The sequence below is a fragment of the Streptomyces sp. NPDC026246 genome (assembly GCF_055567995.1).
In genome coordinates this window covers 34,838-49,291 of the sequence record NZ_JBVHPJ010000008.1, presented here as the reverse complement: position 1 = coordinate 49,291, position 14,454 = coordinate 34,838, and the positions used below count along the sequence as shown (strand labels likewise).

The window sequence follows — 14,454 nt, the reverse complement described above, 5'->3', positions numbered from 1 at the left end:
TGGAGCCATGGACTACGTCTCCGCGCTCCTGCCCCCGGTCGTCATGGCCGCGTTCTTCATCGGCGTGATCCGGGTGATCGTGAAGACCCAGGGCGGCGCCAACAAGGCCAAGGAGGACGCGGCCGTGGACGCCGCCCTCGCACGTGTGGAGGGCGCCCGCCCGGCGGCCGCGACGCCTCCCAAGGCCGAGGCCTGACCGCACCCCTCCCCCTCACGGCGTACGACTCCACGAGCCCGCTCGGCCGAGTCGTACGCCCTTTTTGTTCGCGTTCGCCGCTGAAGCGCACGTCCGCCACGCCATTACCGAGTTCTCCCACTATTGTGCTGAGGGTGCCTCGCCCATTGGGAGAACTCGAAGACGCGGTCATGTCGCGGGTGTGGAAGTGGAACCGCCCGGTGACCGTTCGAGAAGTCCTGGAAGATCTCCAGAAGGAGCGGTCCATCGCCTACACCACGGTGATGACCGTTTTGGACAATCTCCATCAGAAGGGCTGGGTGCGCCGCGAGGCGGAAGGCCGTGCCTATCGATATGAGGCCGTCTCCACCCGGGCCGCCTACGCCGCCGCCCTCATGAACGACGCCTGGTCGCAGAGCGACAACCCGGCGGCCGCTCTCGTCGCGTTCTTCGGGATGATGAGCCAGGAACAGCGCCAGGCGCTCACCGATGCCGTACGCATCGTGCAGGGCCCGGAAACCCGGGAACCCGCCGCGCCGCCGGAATCCCCCGCACCGGCACAAGCCGCACAACCGGCGGAAGACCTCCCGCAGAACCCCGCCTCCCCTTCGGACCCCGGTGGGCGATAGCGTCCCGGCATGTCCGCGAAGAGCCCCGAACCCACCGCAAAAGCCATCACCGTCCGGCGGGCCCGCACGAGCGATGTCCCGGCGGTGCGCCGCCTCCTCGACGCCTACGTCCGCGGCGGCATCCTGCTCGACAAAGCGACGGTGACGCTTTACGAGGACATCCAGGAGTTCTGGGTCGCCGAACGGGACGACAACGCCGAGGTCGTCGGCTGCGGCGCACTGCACGTGATGTGGGAAGACCTCGCCGAAGTGCGCACTCTCGCGGTCAAGCCCGGCCTGAAGGGCTCGGGCGTCGGGCACCGGGTGCTGGAGAAGTTGCTCCAGACCGCGCGACGCCTCGGTGTTCGACGCGTTTTCTGCCTGACCTTCGAAGTCGACTTCTTCGCCAAGCACGGCTTCGTGGAGATCGGCGAGACGCCCGTGGACACCGATGTCTACGCGGAGCTGCTGCGTTCCTATGACGAGGGTGTCGCGGAGTTCCTCGGTCTCGAACGAGTGAAACCGAACACCTTGGGCAACAGCCGGATGCTTCTGCATCTGTGATCGCCGGGATCGACTGCACACCGCGCGAAGGCGGTCCCGCCCGGTTCGTCAAGACATATTCCACGGAGCCGCCCTGCCCCGGTCGCCTATGTCCGAAACGCGCACGTTTCCGGACGGAGTCGGGGCCGTCGGTCTCTGCCGGGGGTTTGTGTTTTTCCGGCAAAAGCGGTTTGCTTTCCGACGTACTGCAGTACTGCATATAACAGGGGACGGCGATACGGCGGATGCCGGCACTCCCCCGGCCCTTGAAGATATCGATGAAAGGAAATCCGGTGGCACAGAAGGTTCAGGTCCTTCTTGTCGACGACCTCGACGGCGGCGAGGCGGACGAGACCGTGACGTTCGCGCTGGACGGCAAGACGTACGAGATCGATCTCACCACCGCCAATGCGGACAAGCTCCGTGACCTTCTCGAGCCTTACGTGAAGGGCGGTCGTCGTACCGGAGGCCGTGCCTCGGGCGGGCGCGGCAAGCCGCGCGCGGCCTCGAGCGGCAGCCAGGACACCGCGGCCATCCGCGCGTGGGCGAAGGAGAACGGTTACGAGGTCAACGACCGCGGCCGGGTCCCCGCGACCATCCGCGAGGCATACGAGAAGGCCAACGGCTGAACAGCGTCACTACCGGCCCTGCGTGGGCAAGGCCGGTGGCTGGGCGCCCGCGCGCCGCAGCCGGATCCGGTGGCAGCACGTGGCCACCGTGTCCACCAGCCGCACGAGATCGGGGGCACCCCCACCGCCCCCCAGCGCCGACAGCGTCGGCAGCGAGGCCTCGACCTCGCATCCCGGCTCGGGGGGCCGCAGCCACACGGCGGCCCCCTGGGAACCGACCCGTCCTCCGGGCCCGGGACGCCCCGTGACCGTCCCGGGGTCCCCCGACCCGTGGCACGCCTCCGTGCCCGGCTCGCTCGGCCACGGCGCCTCCATGAGGCCCCCCGTGCCGACCGCCGACAGATCCAGCGGCAGCGTCCCCCAGTCCAGCCACTCCAGCAGCCCCGGCAGCTCCTCCGCGCTGCCCGGCGCCACCAGCAGGTGGGCGCGGGGACCCCGGACGGCCACGGGGGAGCCGGGCGCCAGATGCCGCAGGGCGGCCCGGGCCGCCTCGGCCGGCACGTCCAGGACGTCGAAGCGCACGCCCACCACCAGCCGCAGCGGATCACCGGGCGCCGTCGGCCAGCCCAGCCCGTCCTCGTACCACCGCCGGACCCGGTCGCCCGGCTGCGGGCCCGCCCCGCCGGGGGCGGCCGGATCGAGCGGCCGGCGGGGGAGCGGGACGAGCCGGGACGCGGAGGGGGCGACGGCGTGCGGGGTGCCGGACATGCCGAGTGCAACAGCCGCGAGGCCCTCCGGGTTACGCTGGGTCGCGCCGTGCGCGCACAGAGTGCCCGAACGGGGGCGGGCGGGGGGCTCGGGGAGGCGCAAGGTTGTTCGCCCGTAGCGGAGGGGAAGGGTGCGCTCGGCATGGACTCGAGGTCCGCGCGGGTAAGACATGCCTAGTGGGAGGGGGCGACACGCAGGAAAGGACGTCTCACGTTCGCCATCGGCGTACTGGCGAGTGGGGTATCTGCCTGGCCTGCGGGAACATCGTCTCGCACCATCGGGTTGGAGGAGATGTCGGCGTTCGGGGTCAGGAGGCAGTGTTGGTTCTCGGTCCGGTGTCGGCAGTTGGAATGAGCGGTCCCCGCTTGCGGGACTAAGCTGCGGAAGGACAGGGAGGGGAAGTTCCCCCCACTGCCTGACCGCTCTGAGGAGCGATTAACGATGTTCGAGAGGTTCACCGACCGCGCGCGGCGGGTTGTCGTCCTGGCTCAGGAAGAAGCCCGGATGCTCAACCACAACTACATCGGCACTGAGCACATCCTCCTGGGCCTGATCCACGAGGGTGAAGGTGTCGCCGCCAAGGCCCTTGAGAGCCTCGGGATTTCGCTCGAGGCGGTCCGCCAGCAGGTGGAGGAGATCATCGGCCAGGGCCAGCAGGCCCCGTCCGGCCACATCCCCTTCACCCCCCGTGCCAAGAAGGTCCTGGAGCTGTCGCTCCGCGAGGCCCTTCAGCTGGGCCACAACTACATCGGCACGGAGCACATCCTGCTCGGCCTGATCCGCGAGGGCGAGGGCGTGGCCGCCCAGGTCCTCGTGAAGCTGGGCGCAGACCTGAACCGCGTGCGGCAGCAGGTCATCCAGCTGCTCTCCGGTTACCAGGGCAAGGAGACCGCCACCGCCGGCGGTCCTGCCGAGGGCACCCCCTCCACGTCCCTGGTCCTCGACCAGTTCGGCCGGAACCTCACCCAGGCCGCTCGTGAGTCCAAGCTCGACCCGGTCATCGGGCGCGAGAAGGAGATCGAGCGGGTCATGCAGGTGCTGTCCCGCCGTACGAAGAACAACCCGGTGCTGATCGGTGAGCCCGGCGTCGGCAAGACCGCCGTCGTCGAGGGCCTCGCCCAGGCCATCGTCAAGGGCGAGGTGCCCGAGACCCTCAAGGACAAGCACCTCTACACCCTGGACCTCGGCGCCCTGGTCGCCGGCTCCCGCTACCGCGGTGACTTCGAGGAGCGCCTGAAGAAGGTCCTCAAGGAGATCCGCACCCGCGGCGACATCATCCTGTTCATCGACGAGCTGCACACGCTGGTCGGTGCGGGTGCCGCCGAGGGCGCCATCGACGCCGCCTCGATCCTGAAGCCGATGCTGGCGCGCGGTGAGCTGCAGACCATCGGTGCGACGACGCTGGACGAGTACCGCAAGCACCTGGAGAAGGACGCGGCCCTGGAGCGCCGCTTCCAGCCCATCCAGGTCGCGGAGCCGTCCCTGCCGCACACGATCGAGATCCTCAAGGGTCTGCGCGACCGGTACGAGGCCCACCACCGCGTCTCCATCACGGACGAGGCGCTGGTCCAGGCCGCCACGCTGGCCGACCGGTACATCTCGGACCGCTTCCTGCCGGACAAGGCGATCGACCTGATCGACGAGGCCGGTTCCCGGATGCGCATCCGCCGGATGACCGCGCCGCCGGACCTGCGCGAGTTCGACGAGAAGATCGCCGGCGTCCGCCGCGACAAGGAGTCCGCGATCGACTCGCAGGACTTCGAGAAGGCCGCCTCCCTGCGCGACAAGGAGAAGCAGCTCCTCGCCGCCAAGGCCAAGCGGGAGAAGGAGTGGAAGGCCGGCGACATGGACGTCGTGGCCGAGGTCGACGGCGAGCTGATCGCCGAGGTCCTCGCGACCGCCACCGGCATCCCGGTCTTCAAGCTCACCGAGGAGGAGTCCTCCCGCCTGCTGCGCATGGAGGAGGAGCTCCACAAGCGGGTCATCGGCCAGAACGACGCCGTCAAGGCGCTGTCGAAGGCGATCCGCCGTACGCGTGCCGGTCTGAAGGACCCCAAGCGCCCCGGTGGCTCGTTCATCTTCGCCGGCCCGTCCGGTGTCGGTAAGACCGAGCTGTCCAAGGCGCTCGCCGAGTTCCTCTTCGGCGACGAGGACGCGCTGATCTCCCTCGACATGTCGGAGTTCAGCGAGAAGCACACGGTCTCCCGCCTCTTCGGTTCGCCCCCCGGCTACGTGGGCTACGAGGAGGGCGGCCAGCTGACGGAGAAGGTGCGCCGCAAGCCGTTCTCGGTCGTCCTCTTCGACGAGGTCGAGAAGGCCCACCCGGACATCTTCAACTCGCTGCTGCAGATCCTGGAGGACGGTCGCCTGACCGACTCCCAGGGCCGGGTCGTGGACTTCAAGAACACGGTCATCATCATGACGACCAACCTCGGCACCCGGGACATCTCCAAGGGCTTCAACCTGGGCTTCGCGGCCTCGGGCGACACGAAGACCAACTACGAGCGCATGAAGAACAAGGTCCAGGACGAGCTCAAGCAGCACTTCCGGCCCGAGTTCCTCAACCGCGTCGACGACGTGGTCGTCTTCCCGCAGCTCAGCCAGGACGACATCCTCAAGATCGTCGACCTGATGATCAACAAGGTGGACGAGCGCCTGAAGGACCGGGACATGGGCATCGAGCTCTCCCAGTCCGCCAAGGAGCTGCTGTCCAAGAAGGGCTACGACCCCGTGCTGGGTGCGCGTCCGCTGCGCCGCACCATCCAGCGCGAGATCGAGGACTCGCTGTCGGAGAAGATCCTCTTCGGCGAGCTGCGCCCCGGTCACATCGTGGTCGTGGACACGGAGGGCGAGGGCGAGACCAAGACCTTCACCTTCCGCGGCGAGGAGAAGTCGGCCCTGCCGGACGTCCCGCCGATCGAGCAGGCGGCCGGTGGCACCGGTCCGAACCTGAGCAAGGACGCGTAAGCGTCACGGTCTGACGAGAAGGGGCCGGTGCCGAGAGGCACCGGCCCCTTCCGCATGTCCGGGCCCCTACGACAGCTGCCCGCCGTAGTCCGGCAGCTTGAACGCCTTCTCGGCGTGGCCGCCGGACAGGTCGGTGGCGCTGTTGCCGATGTTCGCGATGATCGTGTAGCCCTTCTTCTCGATCGAGACGCGCTGGGCCGTCTTGTAGTCCGCGACGTTCCTGAACAGGTCGATGAAGTTGCGCACATACAGGCCGGAGACGCGGTAGCCGGCCTGCTTGAGGTTGTAGTCGGTGAAGGCGTAGACGATGTCCGGGCGGGCGGTGACGAAGAACAGGGCGACTCCGCGCTCCTGGGCGTATCTGGCGGCCTCCAGGACCGGCTTGTTGGCCGGCTGCGGGTAGCTGAAGCCGAAGTCGGTCTCCAGCGTCGTGTTGTCGATGTCGAAGACGATGGCCTGCTTCTCGCCGGGCTTCGTCGCCGCGATCCGCTGCTTCAGATAGGGCAGCGCCTGGTCCATCACGGCCTGGCAGTCCTGCTGCCAGGTGCCGTAGTCGACGTCCGCCGCGGTGGCCGCGGTGGCGGTCACGGCGGCGGTGGAGGCCCGGTCGGCGGTCGTGGCGTCGGCCGGTGCGGCCATCGCCACCAGGGCGGCCGCCGAGACGGCGGTCACTGATGCGCGGCGCAACCAGGGGCGTCGGATCTGCATGTCGTGGGGGTCCTCTCACGTCCGTGACGCTGCCAACATGTCGTGTGCATGCTTGTGCGCGAGGGTGGCGCGAGGGGAACCGTAGGGTTACCGGACGGTAGGTGCCTAGAGGCGTGCGCCACATTTCCCGAATGGCCGAAGTGGGCCGCCGGTGACATGCCGCACAGGCGATATGTCCGTTACTAACCGGAATAGTGGCGAACAGGCCGCAAGGGAGGGGATTCGCCCCGGGGGGAGGGTGGCGAAGAGCTGGTCAATGCCCGTATTTGTCCTGAATGGGCACTGTGTCAAGAGACGTGGAACACGGTGCCAAAGTACTAATGTGGGCCGTAGATCATGCTTTTGGGAGTTTGTCGGACTTCGGGTTACCAAGGGATGGCCACACGGCGAGCGACAGTGCGCCGGGTGGTTTTCTCCGTCCCCTTCCATACGAGGTTTCGATGTCCCAGCGCGTCACGTCCCGTTCTTCCCGTACGTCCCAGCTCCGCACCCGTGCGACCGTGCTGGCCGCCGGCCTCGGTGTCTCGGTCGCACTGGGGGCCGGGGTCGCGTCCGCCGCCGACACCACGGCCGCGTCCGGCGCGGCCACCGCCGTCCAGGCGCAGGCCGCCGCCCAGGCCAAGGCCGCCAAGGCCGAGGCCGTGAAGGCCGAGAAGGCCGCCGCCGTGAAGGCGGCCGCCAAGAAGGCCGCCGCGAAGAAGGCCGCGCCCTCCTGGGTCGACCCGGTGAAGAAGTACAAGCTCTCCGCGAGCTTCGCCCAGAACGGCGGCATGTGGGCGCACAAGCACAGCGGTCAGGACTTCGCGGTGCCGAGCGGCACGCAGGTCTTCGCCACCCACGGCGGAACCGTGGTCAAGGCCGGCGGCAACGGCGCCGGTGACGGCCCCGCCTACGGCAACGCCATCGTCATCAAGCACGGCAACGGCACGTACTCCCAGTACGCCCACCTGTCGAAGGTCAAGGTGCACATCGGCCAGATCGTCAAGACCGGCCAGGAGATCGCGCGGTCCGGCAACACCGGTAACTCCAGCGGTCCGCACCTGCACTTCGAGATCCGCACGACCCCGAACTACGGCTCGGCGGTCGACCCGGTCAAGTTCCTGCGCGCCAAGGGCGTCACGGTCTGACCGACCTCCTGACCCCCAGGCCCTAGGAGCCCGTCGCTCCGCGGTGGGCCTGGGTCACCAGGTCCGTGGCGACCTCGAGGACGGCTCTGCTCTTCTCCTCGGGGTCGTTTCCCATGTCCTGGAGCAGGAACATCCCGGCGTGCAGCGTGAAGATCGCGCTGGCGCAGCGGACCTGGTCGACCAGGTCCGCGTCCGGGTCGACGATGATGTCGCGCAGGCTGCGGATGCGCTCCTTGAAGGAGTCGCCGATGCGCAGCTCGCGCACCGTGGCCTGGTTCTCGTGCATGAAGCGGAACAGCGGGGCCGCCTGGGCCAGCGTGTCGGCGTAGCGGCGGACGATCTCCTGCTTGGTCTCCAGGGTGTGCGGCTGACTGCGGCCCCAGTCGATCAGGTCCTCGATGGGCTGCGTGAGGTCCTCGAAGATGCTGACGAGGATCTCTTCCTTCGTCTTGAAGTGGTAGTACAGGGCCGCCTTGGTGACGTCCAGGTGCTCGGCGATCTCGCGCAGGGACGTCTTCTCGTAGCCCTGCTCCGCGAAGAGTTCGAGGGCCACGTCCTGGATGCGCCGGCGGGTGTCCCCGCGGCGCCGCTGCCTGGTGCCGTCCATGGTGCCGCCCATCCTCCTACGCCGCCCGCTTTCCAGAAAACTTACTTGACGACCGGCTAGTGCGCCGCTAGCTTCCCAGTGTAGTCACTAGCCGGTCGGCAAGTAAGTAGCAGTTGCTGGGGGAGTGGGAAGCGATGGCGGACACAACGGACACATCGGCGGCGATCACCGCCGACAGCGGGGGGAAGCAACCGAAGAGCGTGCGGGTCGTCCTGCTCGCCCTCATGATCGCGATGATGCTCGCGATGCTCGACAACATGATCATCGGTACGGCGATGCCGACGATCGTGGGCGAGCTGGGCGGGCTGGAGCACCTCTCCTGGGTCGTCACCTCCTACACGCTCGCCACCGCGGCCTCCACCCCGCTGTGGGGCAAGCTCGGCGACATGTACGGGCGCAAGGGCACGTTCCTGTCGTCCATCGTCCTCTTCCTGATCGGCTCCGCCCTCAGCGGCATGGCCCAGGACATGGGCCAGCTGATCGGCTTCCGCGCCGTCCAGGGCCTGGGCGCCGGCGGTCTGATGGTCGGTGTCATGGCGATCATCGGTGACCTGATCCCGCCCCGGGAGCGCGGCAAGTACCAGGGCATGATGGCCGGCGTCATGGCGCTGGCGATGATCGGCGGCCCCCTGGTCGGCGGCACGATCACCGACAACTGGGGCTGGCGCTGGGCGTTCTACATCAACCTGCCGCTCGGCGTGGTCGCCCTGGTCGCCGTGAGCGCGGTGCTGCACCTGCCGAGGAAGCGGGCGCAGGCCCGGATCGACTACCTGGGCGCCGCGCTGCTGACCATCGGCATCACCGCGATCGTGCTCGTCACCACCTGGGGCGGCACGGAGTACGCCTGGGACTCGGCGCGGATCATGGAGCTCATCGGCATCGGGGTCGCCGCGCTGGTCGGGTTCGTCTTCTGGCAGACCAAGGCGGCCGAGCCGGTGGTGCCGCTGCACATCTTCCGCAGCCGCAACTTCACGCTGATGTCGCTCATCGGCTTCATCACCGGCTTCGTCATGTTCGGTGCGACGCTGTTCCTGCCCTTCTACCAGCAGGCCGTGCAGGGTGCCACCGCGACGAACTCCGGTCTGCTGCTGCTGCCGATGCTCGGCGCGATGCTGGTGACCTCGATGGTCGCCGGGCGGGTGACCACGAACACCGGCAAGTACAAGGTGTTCCCGGTGCTCGGCAGCGCGCTGATGATCGTCGGGCTCTACCTGCTGTCCACGATGGACACCGGCACGTCCCGGCTGACCTCCGGCGTCTTCATGGCCGTGGTCGGCCTCGGCATGGGCTGCCTGATGCAGATCACCATGCTGGTGGCGCAGAACAGCGTGGAGATGAAGGACATGGGGGTCGCGTCCTCGTCCACGACGCTGTTCCGCACGCTGGGTTCCTCCTTCGGCGTCGCGATCATGGGCGCGCTGTTCAACCACCGCGTCCAGGACGTCATGGCCGAGCGGGCCGGGGCGCTGGGCGCCGAGGCGACCGAGCAGTCGGCGCAGCTGGACCAGGCGAGCATGGCGAGGCTGCCGGAGGCGGCGCGCGAGGCGTACCAGCACGCGGTGTCCTCCGGCACGCACTCCGCGTTCCTGCTCGGGGCCGTGATCGCGGTGCTCGCGCTGGCGGCGGCGGTGTTCGTCAAGGAGGTGCCGCTGAAGGGCGCCGGGCCGAAGGGCCCGGAGGACGGAAAGCCGGACGCCCCGGCGGCCCAGGCACCGCTGGCGGAGGCGCTCTGACCGAGGCCGGCTGACCGATCCCCGACGAAGGCCCCGGGTGGGTGTGCTCCCCGGGGCCTTCGCCGTGCCCGGCCCCGCCCGGTCGGGGCGGGACCCGGGCCCCCAGGGATACGTCCGCCCGGGGCTGAGCGACGTACCGGAGGGCGAGGCGGCCCGGCCCGTCGCGGTGCCAGGGGCCGTTGTCGGACCCCCGTGCCACCATCGGTCGCATGGACAGGACGCGGCAGGTGCGGCTCGCCAAGGACGCCATGGACCGGGACTGGGCCGACCCCGGCCTCGACCTGGACACCGTCGCCGCCCACGCCGGGTACTCGCGGTACCACTTCCTCCGCGCCTTCAAGGAGGCCTACGGCGAGACCCCCGGCCAGTACCTCACCCACCGCCGTATCGAACGGGCCGAGGACCTGCTGCGCACGGCCAACCTGTCCGTCACGGAGATCTGCCACCTGGTCGGCTTCAGCAGCGTCGGCACCTTCTCGGCGCGCTTCAAGGCCTGGACCGGGCTGAGCCCGAGTGAGTACCGCGCCCAGCACGTCGGCCGCGGAGCCGCCCTCATCCCCGGCTGCTACGCGATGCTCTGGGCGGGCGGATTCCGCTCCGGCCCCGGCGCCGGGCCCGTCCCCCGCGAGGAGAGCAATTCCGGAGAAGCGGGCTGACGGCCCCGCTGCCTACCGTGGCAGGGCAAGCAGCGACCGCCGCGGAGCAGCAGGAGCACGCCATGATCAAGGGTCTCGCCATCTCGACCGTCTGGGTCCTCGACCAGGACCGGGCCAAGGAGTTCTACACGGAGAAGCTCGGTCTGGAGGTCCGTACGGACATGACCATGGGTGAGGGCGGCATGCGCTGGCTCACGGTCGGCTCGCCGAACCAGCCCGACGTCGAACTCACCCTGATGGTGCCGAGCGGACCCGCGATGGACCCCGAGTCCGCCGAGATGCTCAGGAAGCTGGTGACCAAGGGAGTGCTCGGCGCGGGCGTGCTGACCACGGACGACATCCACGGCGACTACCGGAAGCTCAAGGACCGGGGCGTGGAGTTCCTCCAGGAGCCGCAGGAGCGTCCCTACGGCACGGAGGCGCTGTTCCGTGACGACTCGGGGAACTGGTTCTCCTTCACCCAGCCCCGCGAGGGCGGCCTGGACCTGGACCAGGACTGGTCCTGCTGAACCGCGGACCGGACCGGTACGGGTCCTACGAGGCCGGCAGCACCGGGTAGCTGCCGGTGTTCGTCGGCGCGTGCTCCGGCAGCCACAGCACCGCCACCGCCCCCTCGGCCCGCACGCCCTGCGGCGCGCCCGGGGTGCGGACGTTGCGGAAGGTCAGCCGGGCGCCCAGCACCCGGGCCTGCCCGGCCGCGATGGTCAGGCCGAGACCGTGGCCGTGCCCGGCCCGGTCCGCGCTGCCGGTGCGGAAGCGGCTCGGCCCCTCGGCGAGCAGGTCCTCCGGGAAGCCCGGCCCGTGGTCGCGCACCCGGATGACGCGGCCCTCGACGGTGACCTCGACGGGCGGCCTGCCGTGCCGTGCCGCGTTGGCCAGCAGGTTGAACAGCACGCGCTCCAGCCGCCGGGGGTCGGTGGTGACCTCCGACTCGTGCACGATCCGTACCTCGATGCCCGGGTCCTTGGCCGCCACCCGCCGGGCGACGAACTCGCCCAGCATCAGGTCCTGCAGCTCCGCCCGCTCCGAGGCGCCGTCCAGCCGGGCCACCTCCAGCACGTCCTCGACGAGGGTGCGCATGGCCTTGGCCCGGTCCAGCACCAGCTCGGTCGGGCGTCCGGGCGGCAGCAGTTCGGCGGCGGTCAGCAGCCCGGTCACCGGGGTGCGCAGCTCGTGCGCGATGTCCGCGGTGACCCGGCGCTCGGCCTCGATGCGCTGGCGCAGGGCGTCCGCCATGGCGTCCACGGCGCTGGCCAGGTCGTCGGTCTCGTCCCGCACGACCCCGCCCATGGCGTCCCGCACCCGGACGTCCGTCTCGCCGCCCGCGAGCTGGTTCGCCGCGACGGCCGCCTTGCGCAGCCGCCGGGACAGATGCCCGCCGATCAGCACGCCGAGGGCGCTGCCGCCGAGGACGACCGCGATGGACCCGATGATCAGGGCCTGGTCCAGGTCCTGGAGGATGTCGGAGCTGCGGTCGGTGAAGCCCGAGTGCAGCGACATCACCTGCCCGTTCTTCAGCGGCACGGCGGCCCATATGTCGGGCACGTCACCGGGCCGGTCGGCCACGTAGGTCGCCCGCTGACCCGCTTCGACCCGCTCGCGCAGCTCCGGAGGCAGAGCCGGGTCGTTGATCTTCGTGTTGGGGAAGTTCATCCGCCCCGACAGCTCGAAGTTGCGCTGGGCGATCATGATGCGCTCGTCGGCGAGGTCGCGGGCGTTGTCCAGCATCGACACCCGGGCGGCGTTGTGCACCACGAGGCTCAGCGCGACGGCGACCAGCGCCCCGACCAGCGCGATGGCCGCGCTCAGCTTCCATCTCAGGCCCGTGCGGATCCCCGCGCGCTCCAGCCCCGCGGCGAGCAGCCGCCGGAAGTGCCCCCTCATACCCCGCTCAGGCCTTCAGCTTGTAACCAAAACCGCGGACCGTCTCGATCCGGTCCTGCCCGATCTTCTGCCGCAACCGCTGCACGTGGACGTCGACCACGCGGGTGTCCCCGCCCCAGCCGTAGTCCCACACCCGCTCCAGCAGCTTGTCGCGGGAGAGCACGGTGCCGGGCGCCGAGGAGAACTCCAGCAGCAGCCGCATCTCGGTCGGTGTCAGCGCCACCGGCCGCCCGGCCCGGCGCACCTCCATGCCCTCGGTGTCCACCTCCAGGTCCCCGAAGGTCAGCGCCCCGCCGCCGGCCGGGCCGGCCGGCTCCGCGGACCGGTCGCCGCCGGCGTGCCCGAAGCGGCGCAGCACCGCGCGGATCCGGGCGACCAGCACGGCCCCGTCGAACGGCTTGGTCACGTAGTCGTCGGCACCCGCCTCCAGGCCCAGGACGACGTCGATGGAGTCGGCGCGGGCCGACAGCATGATGACGGGCACGGTCGACTCGTCCCGGATGCGGCGGCACAGGCTGACCCCGTCGAGTCCGGGCACCATGACGTCCAGCAGGGCGATGTCGGGGCGGTCCGCCCGGAACGCCTCCAGGCCCGACAGGCCGTCGGGCATGGCGGTGACCGCGAAGCCGTCCCGTTCCAGGGCGAGCTGCGTGGCCTCGCGGATGACGTCGTCGTCCTCGACGAACAGGACGTGGGTCTGCTCTGCCATCCCGGTGCTCTCAGTCCTTCGTGGTCCGTGGGGTGCTTGTCTTCACTGGGACGCACGGGCCGTGCGCCGCGTTCACCGGCCCGGCCGTCACCGACCGGATCCGCCGGCCGCCCCGCGTCAGCTCGCGGGTACCGGTGTCGCGCTGTCGCCGGCGACCTTCCCGTAGTCGTTGTGCGTGCGGTACTTCTCGGCGAACCGGCCGGACGCCCAGCGGTAGGTGATCACGTGCTCGCCGGACGGGCTCGACACCGGGTCGCCCCGCTCGTAGACCTGCTTGGTCACCACCAGGTCGCCGCGGTCTATCTCCGCGTAGACGGGCGGCTCCTCGGCCTTGAACACGTTCTTGTACGAGCTGCCCTGCTCGCGGTACACGTAGCTGCCCACACCCACCGCGTCACCGCAGCTCAGGACGTTGACCACGATGTCGTCGGCCGACCCGCCGGTGAGGTTGCCGTAGGAGACGTCGACCGGGTACTCGTCGGCGACGCACGGCTTGAGGTCGCGCTTCACCTCGGGGGCGACCTCCGGGTCGGCCTTGACGAGCGCGACCGCGTTCACGTTCTCGGGCGTCTTGGACGGTGCGGCGGACGGTGTGGCGGCGGCGCCCGCGACCGAGTCGGCGTGCGCCGGGCCCTCGTCACGGGCGCCGGTGCCGCCCGCACCGCACCCGGACACCAGAAGGGCGAGGGCGGTGGGCACGGCCAGTGCCGTGCCCACCGCCTGAACGCCACTGCGGGTCCGTGCGGACCCCCCGCCGGTCAGGCCGCGCACCGCTCCCGCTCCTCACGCTCCAGCGCGCGTGCGTCCAGATCGCGGGACTCCAGCTCCTCGCGGAGCCGGGCGAGCGCCCGGTGCAGCGTGCTCTTGACCGTTCCGGCCGACATGCCGAGGGCGGCGGCCGTCTCCTCCGTGGACATCTGCTCCCAGTGTCGCAGCACCACGACACTGCGCTGCTTCGGGGCGAGCACCCGCAGGATGTCCATCAGCAGGGCGCGGTCCGCGTGCTGCTCGGTGGAGTCGTCGACCGAGGCGTCCGGGAGCTGCTCCGTCGGGACCTCCTCCAGCTTCCGCGCCCGCCACCACTCGGTCCGGGTGTTGATCATCACCCGGCGCAGGTAGGCGTCCGCCAGCCGCTTGTCCTCGATCGTCTCCCAGCGCCCGTACGTCCGCACCAGCGCCGTCTGGAGCAGGTCCTGCGCGTCGGTGGGGTCCGGGACCAGGCGGCGGGCGCTGCGCAGCAGCGCGTCCTGCCGGGTGCGTACGTACTCCTCGAACTCGAGCACCTCGCCCTGCGCCATGGTGAACCGCCTCCCGTTTCCCCGTCCGGGCCGGCTCCCCGCCGCCCGTGCACTGCCTGTGGTCCTCAGTCGTCCCGGGTTGGCCGGGAACGTGTTCGAAGG

Annotated in this window: 16 protein-coding genes; 9 read left to right on the top strand and 7 right to left on the bottom strand. The window is 70.0% G+C overall.

From position 1 onward, the window contains the following. The first annotated feature begins 7 nt into the window (after positions 1–7). The 4 genes from ACZ4M5_RS20765 (at position 8) to ACZ4M5_RS20750 (ending at position 1,955) form a co-directional block, all read left to right on the top strand. The gene (locus tag ACZ4M5_RS20765; protein WP_467738842.1) at positions 8–196 is read left to right on the top strand and encodes a hypothetical protein; all 189 of its coding nucleotides are present in this window, start codon (positions 8–10) and stop codon (positions 194–196) included. Between the two features lie 170 nt (positions 197–366). Further along, positions 367–804, top strand: a complete 438-nt coding sequence (locus ACZ4M5_RS20760; RefSeq protein ID WP_467739437.1) for a BlaI/MecI/CopY family transcriptional regulator — start codon at positions 367–369, stop codon at positions 802–804. Positions 805–813: 9 nt separating this feature from the next. Next, the gene (locus tag ACZ4M5_RS20755; protein ID WP_451876287.1) at positions 814–1,347 is read left to right on the top strand and encodes an amino-acid N-acetyltransferase; all 534 of its coding nucleotides are present in this window, start codon (positions 814–816) and stop codon (positions 1,345–1,347) included. A gap of 272 nt (positions 1,348–1,619) precedes the next feature. Further along, complete coding sequence (locus ACZ4M5_RS20750; RefSeq protein WP_467738840.1) at positions 1,620–1,955, top strand: histone-like nucleoid-structuring protein Lsr2; 336 nt, start codon at positions 1,620–1,622, stop codon at positions 1,953–1,955. A gap of 9 nt (positions 1,956–1,964) precedes the next feature. Here the strand turns inward: ACZ4M5_RS20750 and ACZ4M5_RS20745 are convergent, their stop codons facing one another. Continuing rightward, positions 1,965–2,663, bottom strand: a complete 699-nt coding sequence (locus ACZ4M5_RS20745; protein ID WP_467738838.1) for an SCO3374 family protein — start codon at positions 2,661–2,663, stop codon at positions 1,965–1,967. Positions 2,664–3,104: 441 nt separating this feature from the next. Between ACZ4M5_RS20745 and ACZ4M5_RS20740 the strand changes: the two genes are divergently transcribed. After that, positions 3,105–5,630 (top strand): ATP-dependent Clp protease ATP-binding subunit, encoded by a 2,526-nt coding sequence (locus tag ACZ4M5_RS20740; RefSeq protein ID WP_467738836.1) that lies wholly within the window; start codon positions 3,105–3,107, stop codon positions 5,628–5,630. A gap of 66 nt (positions 5,631–5,696) precedes the next feature. Here the strand turns inward: ACZ4M5_RS20740 and ACZ4M5_RS20735 are convergent, their stop codons facing one another. Continuing rightward, complete coding sequence (locus ACZ4M5_RS20735; protein ID WP_467738834.1) at positions 5,697–6,338, bottom strand: HAD family acid phosphatase; 642 nt, start codon at positions 6,336–6,338, stop codon at positions 5,697–5,699. Between the two features lie 440 nt (positions 6,339–6,778). Here ACZ4M5_RS20735 and ACZ4M5_RS20730 point away from each other — a divergent pair, with 440 nt between their 5' ends. Next, positions 6,779–7,465, top strand: coding sequence for a M23 family metallopeptidase (locus tag ACZ4M5_RS20730; RefSeq protein ID WP_467738832.1), 687 nt, complete (start codon positions 6,779–6,781; stop codon positions 7,463–7,465). 22 nt (positions 7,466–7,487) lie between these two features. Here ACZ4M5_RS20730 and ACZ4M5_RS20725 read toward each other — a convergent pair whose 3' ends face one another. Continuing rightward, entirely contained in the window at positions 7,488–8,084 is a 597-nt protein-coding gene (locus ACZ4M5_RS20725; RefSeq protein WP_467738830.1) for a TetR/AcrR family transcriptional regulator, read from the bottom strand. Between the two features lie 122 nt (positions 8,085–8,206). On the opposite strand from ACZ4M5_RS20725, the gene ACZ4M5_RS20720 reads away from it, so the two are divergent. The 3 genes from ACZ4M5_RS20720 to ACZ4M5_RS20710 all read left to right on the top strand — a co-directional run bounded on the left by ACZ4M5_RS20720 (position 8,207) and on the right by ACZ4M5_RS20710 (position 10,970). Further along, positions 8,207–9,805, top strand: a complete 1,599-nt coding sequence (locus ACZ4M5_RS20720) for an MDR family MFS transporter (RefSeq protein WP_467738828.1) — start codon at positions 8,207–8,209, stop codon at positions 9,803–9,805. A 209-nt stretch (positions 9,806–10,014) separates the two neighbouring features. Continuing rightward, positions 10,015–10,461, top strand: a complete 447-nt coding sequence (locus ACZ4M5_RS20715; RefSeq protein WP_467738826.1) for a helix-turn-helix transcriptional regulator — start codon at positions 10,015–10,017, stop codon at positions 10,459–10,461. A gap of 62 nt (positions 10,462–10,523) precedes the next feature. Then, positions 10,524–10,970 carry a VOC family protein gene (locus ACZ4M5_RS20710; RefSeq protein ID WP_467739435.1) on the top strand — a complete coding sequence of 149 codons (447 nt, stop codon included), beginning with the start codon at positions 10,524–10,526 and terminating at the stop codon, positions 10,968–10,970. 25 nt (positions 10,971–10,995) lie between these two features. Here the strand turns inward: ACZ4M5_RS20710 and cseC are convergent, their stop codons facing one another. The 4 genes from cseC to ACZ4M5_RS20690 form a co-directional block, all read right to left on the bottom strand. Next, on the bottom strand, positions 10,996–12,345 hold the full coding sequence (gene cseC / locus ACZ4M5_RS20705; RefSeq protein WP_467738824.1) for a two-component system sensor histidine kinase CseC: 1,350 nt from the start codon (positions 12,343–12,345) through the stop codon (positions 10,996–10,998). A gap of 7 nt (positions 12,346–12,352) precedes the next feature. Further along, a complete protein-coding gene (gene cseB, locus ACZ4M5_RS20700; RefSeq protein ID WP_467738822.1) occupies positions 12,353–13,054 on the bottom strand; it encodes a two-component system response regulator CseB in 702 nt (233 codons plus the stop codon). A gap of 117 nt (positions 13,055–13,171) precedes the next feature. Continuing rightward, positions 13,172–13,825, bottom strand: a complete 654-nt coding sequence (locus tag ACZ4M5_RS20695) for a hypothetical protein (protein ID WP_467738821.1) — start codon at positions 13,823–13,825, stop codon at positions 13,172–13,174. Continuing rightward, positions 13,813–14,352: a SigE family RNA polymerase sigma factor gene (locus ACZ4M5_RS20690; protein WP_311689083.1), complete on the bottom strand. Its 540-nt coding sequence runs from the start codon at positions 14,350–14,352 to the stop codon at positions 13,813–13,815. The genes ACZ4M5_RS20695 and ACZ4M5_RS20690 overlap by 13 nt, the downstream gene beginning before the upstream one ends. Positions 14,353–14,454: the final 102 nt, after the last annotated feature.

What these genes read in the sequence shown, in the direction of transcription:
- ACZ4M5_RS20765 (WP_467738842.1), top strand. Translation starts at nt 8, where the DNA reads ATGGACTACGTCTCCGCGCTCCTGCCCCCGGTCGTCATGGCCGCGTTC.
- ACZ4M5_RS20760 (WP_467739437.1), top strand. Translation starts at nt 367, where the DNA reads ATGTCGCGGGTGTGGAAGTGGAACCGCCCGGTGACCGTTCGAGAAGTC.
- ACZ4M5_RS20755 (WP_451876287.1), top strand. Translation starts at nt 814, where the DNA reads ATGTCCGCGAAGAGCCCCGAACCCACCGCAAAAGCCATCACCGTCCGG.
- ACZ4M5_RS20745 (WP_467738838.1), bottom strand. Translation starts at nt 2,663, where the DNA reads ATGTCCGGCACCCCGCACGCCGTCGCCCCCTCCGCGTCCCGGCTCGTC.
- ACZ4M5_RS20740 (WP_467738836.1), top strand. Translation starts at nt 3,105, where the DNA reads ATGTTCGAGAGGTTCACCGACCGCGCGCGGCGGGTTGTCGTCCTGGCT.
- ACZ4M5_RS20735 (WP_467738834.1), bottom strand. Translation starts at nt 6,338, where the DNA reads ATGCAGATCCGACGCCCCTGGTTGCGCCGCGCATCAGTGACCGCCGTC.
- ACZ4M5_RS20730 (WP_467738832.1), top strand. Translation starts at nt 6,779, where the DNA reads ATGTCCCAGCGCGTCACGTCCCGTTCTTCCCGTACGTCCCAGCTCCGC.
- ACZ4M5_RS20725 (WP_467738830.1), bottom strand. Translation starts at nt 8,084, where the DNA reads ATGGGCGGCACCATGGACGGCACCAGGCAGCGGCGCCGCGGGGACACC.
- ACZ4M5_RS20720 (WP_467738828.1), top strand. Translation starts at nt 8,207, where the DNA reads ATGGCGGACACAACGGACACATCGGCGGCGATCACCGCCGACAGCGGG.
- ACZ4M5_RS20715 (WP_467738826.1), top strand. Translation starts at nt 10,015, where the DNA reads ATGGACAGGACGCGGCAGGTGCGGCTCGCCAAGGACGCCATGGACCGG.
- ACZ4M5_RS20710 (WP_467739435.1), top strand. Translation starts at nt 10,524, where the DNA reads ATGATCAAGGGTCTCGCCATCTCGACCGTCTGGGTCCTCGACCAGGAC.
- cseC (WP_467738824.1), bottom strand. Translation starts at nt 12,345, where the DNA reads ATGAGGGGGCACTTCCGGCGGCTGCTCGCCGCGGGGCTGGAGCGCGCG.
- cseB (WP_467738822.1), bottom strand. Translation starts at nt 13,054, where the DNA reads ATGGCAGAGCAGACCCACGTCCTGTTCGTCGAGGACGACGACGTCATC.
- ACZ4M5_RS20690 (WP_311689083.1), bottom strand. Translation starts at nt 14,352, where the DNA reads ATGGCGCAGGGCGAGGTGCTCGAGTTCGAGGAGTACGTACGCACCCGG.